The sequence below is a fragment of the Microbacterium sp. 01T413_2 genome, assembly GCF_056398985.1.
The window spans coordinates 253796-261101 of the sequence record NZ_JBFTQL010000001.1; the positions used below are offsets into that span (position 1 = coordinate 253796).

The 7306-nt window shown below is 64.0% G+C and carries 7 protein-coding genes; 1 reads left to right on the forward strand and 6 read right to left on the reverse strand.

Annotated features, from left to right (window positions below):
• Positions 1-27 precede the first annotated feature (27 nt).
• From AC1DMN_RS01245 to AC1DMN_RS01255, 3 genes are all read right to left on the reverse strand, one after another.
• On the reverse strand, positions 28-1668 hold the full coding sequence (locus AC1DMN_RS01245) for an MDR family MFS transporter (RefSeq protein WP_477229111.1): 1641 nt from the start codon (positions 1666-1668) through the stop codon (positions 28-30).
• 2 nt (positions 1669-1670) lie between these two features.
• Complete coding sequence (locus tag AC1DMN_RS01250) at positions 1671-2312, reverse strand: TetR/AcrR family transcriptional regulator (RefSeq protein ID WP_477229112.1); 642 nt, start codon at positions 2310-2312, stop codon at positions 1671-1673.
• A 98-nt stretch (positions 2313-2410) separates the two neighbouring features.
• Positions 2411-2875, reverse strand: coding sequence for a hypothetical protein (locus AC1DMN_RS01255; protein WP_477229113.1), 465 nt, complete (start codon positions 2873-2875; stop codon positions 2411-2413).
• Positions 2876-3158: 283 nt separating this feature from the next.
• Here AC1DMN_RS01255 and AC1DMN_RS01260 point away from each other — a divergent pair, with 283 nt between their 5' ends.
• A complete protein-coding gene (locus AC1DMN_RS01260) occupies positions 3159-4202 on the forward strand; it encodes an amidohydrolase family protein (RefSeq protein ID WP_477229114.1) in 1044 nt (347 codons plus the stop codon).
• A gap of 290 nt (positions 4203-4492) precedes the next feature.
• Here the strand turns inward: AC1DMN_RS01260 and AC1DMN_RS01265 are convergent, their stop codons facing one another.
• The 3 genes from AC1DMN_RS01265 to AC1DMN_RS01275 all read right to left on the reverse strand — a co-directional run.
• A complete protein-coding gene (locus tag AC1DMN_RS01265) occupies positions 4493-5338 on the reverse strand; it encodes an alpha/beta hydrolase (protein WP_477229334.1) in 846 nt (281 codons plus the stop codon).
• Between the two features lie 52 nt (positions 5339-5390).
• Complete coding sequence (locus AC1DMN_RS01270; protein WP_477229115.1) at positions 5391-6500, reverse strand: hypothetical protein; 1110 nt, start codon at positions 6498-6500, stop codon at positions 5391-5393.
• Positions 6501-6957: 457 nt separating this feature from the next.
• Positions 6958-7306: helix-turn-helix domain-containing protein (locus tag AC1DMN_RS01275; RefSeq protein ID WP_477383859.1), on the reverse strand; the 349-nt coding region annotated here is incomplete at its 5' end.

The window sequence follows — 7306 nt, forward strand, 5'->3', positions numbered from 1 at the left end:
GAACTAACTTGAGTGCCGGTTGGCTACCTAGGGCGATGTGGGCGATGTGACTTTTTGCGGTTCGGATTCCGAGGGAACCGACGACAGTGCGATGCTGTCGGCGCCGTCGATGTCGAGCGATTCCGGGAGGATGTCCCGTTCGATCGTGGTGGCCAGGGGCTTCTCTTTGATGAAGAGCAGCAGGATCGCGGCGGCGATCACCAGGGGAACCATGTAGAGGAACACGGGTGTCAGTGCGTCGTTGTAGGCGCCTACGATCACGTGACGAATCGAATCGGGCAGGTCTCGTACCGCTGCTGGGGTGAACGAGTTGCTGCCGCCGGCCGCGGCGCCGGCGCCGGCAGGGAGTCGTTCTTTGAGCAGATCCGTGAGTTTGGCGACGAAGAGGCTGCCGACTACCGCGGTACCGAGGCTGGCACCGATCTGTCGGAAGTAGTTGTTGGCTGCGGTCGCGGTCCCCACTTGGGAATTGGGGAATGTGTTCTGCACGATCAGGATGAGGATCTGCATGCTCATTCCCAGACCCAGTCCCATGATTGCCAGGTACGAGCACAGGATCCAGATCGCCAACGAAGGGGTCATCGTGGACAGCAGGAACAGCGAAACGGCGATGATTGCCGTTCCGACGATCGGAAGCCATTTGTAGCGACCGAACTTGCTGACCAGCTGACCGGAGACGATCGAGCTGACGAGAAGCGCCGCCATCAGGGGGATCATCAGCAGGCCGGCCTGAGTCGCGTTCACACCGGTGACCATTTGCAGGTAGGTCGGGAGGTAGGCGATCGCGCCGAACATCGCGATTCCCGTGATCAAGCCTGCTGTCGTGGTCAGGTTGAAGTTGCGTTCCTTGAACAGGTGAAGCGGCATGATCGGCTCGGCGGCGCGACGCTCGACGAGCACGAAGGCCACTCCTGCCACGAAGGTTGTGACGATCAGCGAGATGATCACGGCTGAGTTCCAGTCGTAGGTCCTCCCACCCCAGGTCGTGATCAGGACGATGCCGGTTGATGCGGCGGCCAGGAGGGCCATCCCGAGGAAGTCGACTTTGGGTCGCCCTGCTGTGTTCTTGGGCAGGTGGAGGAACAACGCCGCGGAGATGATGGCGAGGATTCCGAGTGGAATGTTGATCCACAGGCCCCAGCGCCAGCCGGGGCCCTCGGTGAACCAGCCGCCGAGCAGGGGTCCGGCGACCGACGAGATCGCGAAGACGCCGCCCATGATCCCCATGTACCGGCCGCGCTCACGGGCTGGAACGACGTCGGCGATGATCGCTTGCGACAGGATCATGAGCCCGCCGCCGCCGAGTCCTTGAACGGCTCGGCCGATGATGAGCATGTTCATGTCCTGTGCCATGCCGCCGATGATGGAACCGAGGACGAACAGGCTGATCGCCGCGATGAACAGGCCCTTGCGACCGATTAGGTCGCTGAGCTTGCCGTAGACCGGCAACATGATGGTCGAGGCCAGGATGTAGGCAGTGGTCACCCAAAGCATGCGGTCGACACCGTTGAGCTCCCCGACGATCGTCGGCAACGCTGTCGAGAACATGCTCTGGTCGAGTGAGGACAGCAGCATCGTCAGGATGAGGCCGGCGAAAATGAGCAGGATGTGGCGTGTCGAGGCCGGCGCTGTACTGGTGCCCGACTCGCTCAGAGATGTGTCGGTCATGATTAGTGTGCCGTGCCCTTCGGATCGTGAGATTGATCGTTGGTGATGCGGTGGGCCAGTTCGATGGAACTGCGAAGGAGATCGCGAGTGGATGACCCTGGAGGTGAGCTCACCCACCGCCGTCTCACGTAGTGCAGGACCCCGGTGGTCAGCGCGACCACCATGCGGGCCTCATCTTCCAGCTCGGGATGGCCGGCGAGACTTCGTCCCTGCACCTCGTAGCGGGCCAGAATGATAGCGACGAACTGGTCCTCGAGTCCCCCCAAGCGGGCCGCTTCTCTTGTCACGAGTTCCGGGGTACGCGCGATCAGCATTCGTCGAGCACTGAAGAGGTCTGCATCCGGTTCACGCTTCAAAAGCGAGGACGTGATCAAGGTGACGAAGTCGGCGAGCAGGTTCGAGCCAGTCGCGCGGGCGAACGCATCAATTTCCTCGTCGGTCGGCATCGGGGGAGTGCCGCCCAGAATGACCCCCTCCTTCGATCCGAAATAGTTGAAGAAGGTGCGCTGGGAAACCATGCTCGCCTCGCAGATCATGTCTACGGTGACGTGCTCATAGCCATGCTCGAGCGCGAGCGAGATCGCGGCGCGTTCGATGGTTTCCTCTGTCGCAGCCCGCTTACGCTCACGCAACCCGTCCGTCATAGCGGCCTCCGTCTCTTTCGTGCAGTGTATGCATAAAAATAGCGACTGCACAAATGTCGGCCTATCTCGCGCGCCCTGGGGCGCTGGCGTTCCGCAACTCAGTCGGCGGCCGCGGCAGCGGCGGCGGCCGCGGCCGCGAATGTGTGGAGCGTCGCGACCTGCTGTGCGGTGCTCGGTGGGGTGTCGGCCATCTGCCACGATGACACGAGCGCGACCATGCCGCCGATCGTGAAGGTCCGCGCGTCGCCGGTGAGTGCGATCCCGGGCCGGGTGGGATCGCGATCGGACTCCATCAGCCAGGTGGTGACCGCCCCTGCGAGGACCTCGGCGACCCGCTCGCCGCGCGGAATGGCGCGGAGCTTGTCGAAGAACTCGCGATCGGCTCGCCCGGCGGTGAGCAGCGGCTCAATTCCTCGCTCCCGAACGGCGTCGGTGAGCGCTAGTGCGAGGTTCGCGGCACCCTCATCAAGAGGCAGCCAGTCCTCGAGAAGCCGGCTGATCCAGACATCCGTCGCCAGGTCGCCGACGTTGTCGTAGTGGTTGTGCAGCGCCTGTCTGCTCAAGCCAGACCGCTGCGCTACAGCGCTCATCGAGATTGGCTCGCCCTTCGGGGCCTCGGACACCAAGGTTGCCAGCGCCCGGATCAGGGCGGAGCGGGTGCGGGTGACGCGGGGGTCTACCCGGGGTGCTGCCGTGCTCGTTCCATCTGACATGTGCCCATCTTGCCAGATTCTGCCCACTGATGTACAGTCGTCATCTACTGGACAATTGTAAACTAGCGACCTAGTAGCTAGCTCTTTTGGGTACAACGAAAAGTCCTGATGAGGACAATTGGAGATTGGCGACATGCCAGGCAAGATCGATGTTCACCAGCACCTGCTTCCGCCCCGCTACCTTGAGGCGCTCGCGGAGGCGGGAAGTCGGATGATGGGCAGTAGCGGCGGGGCCGGGGTGCCGGCAGTCGCTGGCGGGTCGGCGCAGTGGAATCCGTGGGCTCCGAGCGGCGGGACCGCGGCGCGGCAGGGCCCGCGCACCGTCGGTGGCTGGCTGATGCCGGAATGGGATCCCTCGGCGGCGATCGCGATGATGGACAAGGCAGGAATCGAGACAGGCATCCTGTCGATCAGCGCACCAGGCGTTCACTTCGGTGACGACGCCGCGGCCCGCGAACTCGCCCGCGAACTGAACGACTACCAGGCCGAACTCGTTAAGGACCAACCCGACCGATTCGGCCATTTCGCCGTGCTGCCACTGCCCGACTTCGACGGCGCAGTCGCCGAAGCGGTGCGCGCCCTTGACGAGCTCCACGCCGACGGTGTGCTCCTGCTGTCAAACGCGCACGGTCGCTACCTCGGCGATCCCGCCTACGAGCCCCTGTGGACAGAACTCGCGGCGCGCGGCGCAGTGGTCTTCGTCCATCCCACAGCCCCGCCAATCGCGCAGCTGCCTGGAATGCCCACTGCCCTGCTGGACTTTCCCTTCGACACCACACGCACGGCCGTGGACCTCGTCGCACACGGAGTCTTCGACCGGCACCCGAACCTGCGCGTCATCCTTTCGCACGCTGGCGGCTTCCTTCCCTATGCGGCGAGCCGATTCAGCGCCGCCGCAATGTTTAACCCCGGCACCACGCCGGAAAGCATCCAAGCGGGCCTGCGCAAGTTCTACTTCGACACGGCCTTGTCCGCGTCACCCACCTCGCTGCCCTCACTTCTGGCGTTCGCGGAGCCGGGCCACATCCTCTACGGCAGCGACTTCCCCTACGCAGACCCTGCCTGGAGCGCCCGCTTCGACCACGACCTGGCTACCTACGACGGCCCCAGTGCTGAGCGTCTGGGCGACGTGGACCGCTCTGCCGCCGAGAAACTCTTTCCCCGGTTAATTAGATAGGGCGAAAGCGCCCGCGAGGGTTCGCAAAAGTGAGGACGATTGGAGGTCGGGTGTGTGCGGACGCTCGGCAACACAGTTGGCTGAGAGCTGGATGAGCCGGCATCGTTGACGAACTGGGCTCATCCGTTGCGGGCGAAACCCGGCGGAACAAATCATGGCGCAAGCTCTGATCGTAATCGTCGAGACAACCGGTGCGGGCGAACAAAAACGGAGGCCTGCGCTCCCATTGGGGGAGCACCGAACCATTACGCGTGGTTCCTGATGGGTAACCGCGTTACCCAGTCCTTCACCTACTTCTGGGTGGCGTCCGACCAAAGCCAGCGCAGCGCGTCCGGCAGCAGTACGCCACCATGGTTGGGGGAGTGACCGCCGTCGCCGACGACCAGTCGGAAGTCGTAGCCCGATCGAGCGAGTGCCGCTGCGGTTTCGAGAGTTTCCGCGAACCAGTTGTGGTCGCGGGCATTCCAGTTCAAATCTCGGTGAGCAGCGTGTAAGAAGATTTTCGTCGATCTGCGCGGTTCGTCTTCCAGCCGTGAGGGGTATGGATTGCCGCCTGGCATCTGGGCGAAGCTGGCGTTGAATGCGATCACCTTTCCTATACCGTCAGGTCGGCACCAGGCTGCGGTCATGGCTGCGTCGCCGCCGCTACTTCCACCGCAGATTCCCCGCATCATCGGGTCGGCCGAGATGGGGAAGCGCTCGGCGACCAGCGGCAACACCTCATCGAGAAGCAGGTTTCCGTAGGTGGCGTCGAAGGCGTCGTACTCCGCGTTGCGGTGTTTCGTTGGCGTGCCGTCGACATCGAGAACTCCAGGATCCACGAAAACGCCGATCATGGGCGGGATGTCGTCGGCTGCAGCGAGGTTGTCGAGGACGACCGCCCCGCGGACATCACCGTCGGGATCGAGGTACCACCAGCCGTCGTTGAAGAACATCACGGCGCATTCGTCCGAGGGTGAAAGGCCGGCCGGCCGGTGCAGCCAGACTTTCCGGGAGGTTCCGGGAAACGTCGAGCTCGTGTCCAAGCGAATCTCCTCGAGCGTGCCCGGTTCGACGCCCGCGCGCGGCGCCGAGTCTGGGCCGTAGGAGTAGCGGACCTCTTCCTGATCGATCGGCAGGGAAACGTACGGCATCATCGTGGGCACTCAATGACTCTAGACGTGACGCGCCCTCGAGGGTTGCGTTCAGTTAGCGTGAGCGGCGGCTCTTGAGGTCAAGATAGTCGGACATTGGTGCCCCAGCGCGGGCCGCGTATCGAGCGACGACGGGCTTGCTGTAGCCGAGTAGGTCCATCAGCGTTCGCGCGTCGACTTCATGTGTGAGGTCGCGCAGTGTTGCGTTGCGTGCGCGCTGGGCGTCTATCCCGAGCGCCTTCAGACGCTCGGAGAGCGTGCCGGGGTGGAGGTGGCGTCCGGCTTGCGTGCCCGGGAAGAGCCATGAGGTCCCGGTGTTCACGGTGCGCGGATTTCCAGGCGACTCCAGGTGCTGCCAGAAGAGGTCCGCGACTGCTTCGGGGACCGCGGTGGGGTGGTGCCCGAGCATCAGGGTCATTCCGTCGGCGCCGACTGTGATGTGCTCCTGTTTGAGCATCACGATCTTGTTCAATGGTTGGGCCCAGAGTAGAAGGAGGAGCCCGGCGATCCGTGTCGGCAGATTGACCTGCTGCCATTCGAGGCAGTTTCGGACGAGTGTGATTCGCTCGCTCTCCCGCAGCATTGGTTCGGACTGGGCTTGGCGGAAGGGGGCGTCGAGGCGGGCGTGCTTGCTGCTGCGGTGGTCTTCTCGGTTGAGCCAGCGGACGAAGTTGCGGATGTGCTTTCGGGTGCTTGTGCCGCTTGAGAGGTAGTGGTCTACGTGTTCCTGGCGCAGCTGAGCTGCGCTTATCCGGTGCGCGGTGCGAAGCCAGAGGAGGAACTTGCCGGCCTCTGTGATCTCCTGCTTGGCGGCGTGAGTGACGGTTTCGATGTTGACCTCTGACTCCCGCGCGCGTTCGCGGACCCGGCGGAGGTGGTGCCAGGTCGCGAAGCGCTCGATGAGGTCGCGAGTGCCATCGTCTGGCAGTGTTGCAAGGCGGTCTGCGATCCATTGTTCGAAGCGGTGCAGTTCCTCCACGGTGCCACGCTCGGGGAGCATTCGGTGGTGGACGAGCAGGGCTCGGAGATGCTCGACCGCCGGGCCGGGCTTCAATTGGTCGAACGCCTCTTGGGTGAGTGCGAGTTCACGACTGCCGATCGCCATCAGTAGTGCGTGAGCGCGGGCGCCGTGCATGTACGTGTAGATGCTCTCGGGGCGGCTCACACCGGCCAGTGTCTCAACGAGGCGATGCAGCCGAAGATCCGAGTCAGGGCGGAGAAGTTCCGCAAGTTCGGCACGGACAACGCAGCGCACACAGACTCCGCCACGGAATCGCTCCGCCTCACGGCCGCAATTCACGCATTCGAGCCGCGTGGTGATTCCTGCGCACGTTCGGCAGATCGCGTTGCCGTCGTCGTCGCGTCCAGGCAGCATTCGATCTTCTTCTTCGCAGCCCGGGCACCTCCCATAGGTATGTGTCGCGGTGGTGAAGCAGATGCCGCAGATTCGGCCGTCAGGCCATGTCACCCTGAGCTTCGCTACGTCCGTGCGCCCGCAGCGGTCGCAAGTGCTCGTGCCGCTCGAGCGTGGACGCCCGCGGCGCGCCGGCGGCTCGAGCCCACGGAGAGTCGGTGCGCGCTTCGAGCCGTTCCCGCCGGTAGCAGGCCGGCCGGGCGGTGTCTCAGTCATCGTCGTCGACAATGCGGGCGCGCACCGGACGGTAGTCACTCAAGTCCGCCAGCCCCGTGGTCTCCCCGGATGCCTTCCGCCGTCGCGTGGTCTTCGCGTCGATCGCGGTGAACGTGATGAGGTCGTTCATCTCGACATCGAGGGCGTCGCAGAGAGCGACGAGCATTTTGAGGGATATCCGTTCAGGCTCGCCCGAGACGATCCGCCAAATCGCGTTCGGCGTCAAGGTGATGCCACGCTCGTGCAGCAGGGGAGCGAGTTCTTTCGCCGTGAAGATCCGGCGTCGTGCCATGATCTCCCGCACCCGCCAGGTGTAGGTGAGGTCGCGTCGGCTCATGGGG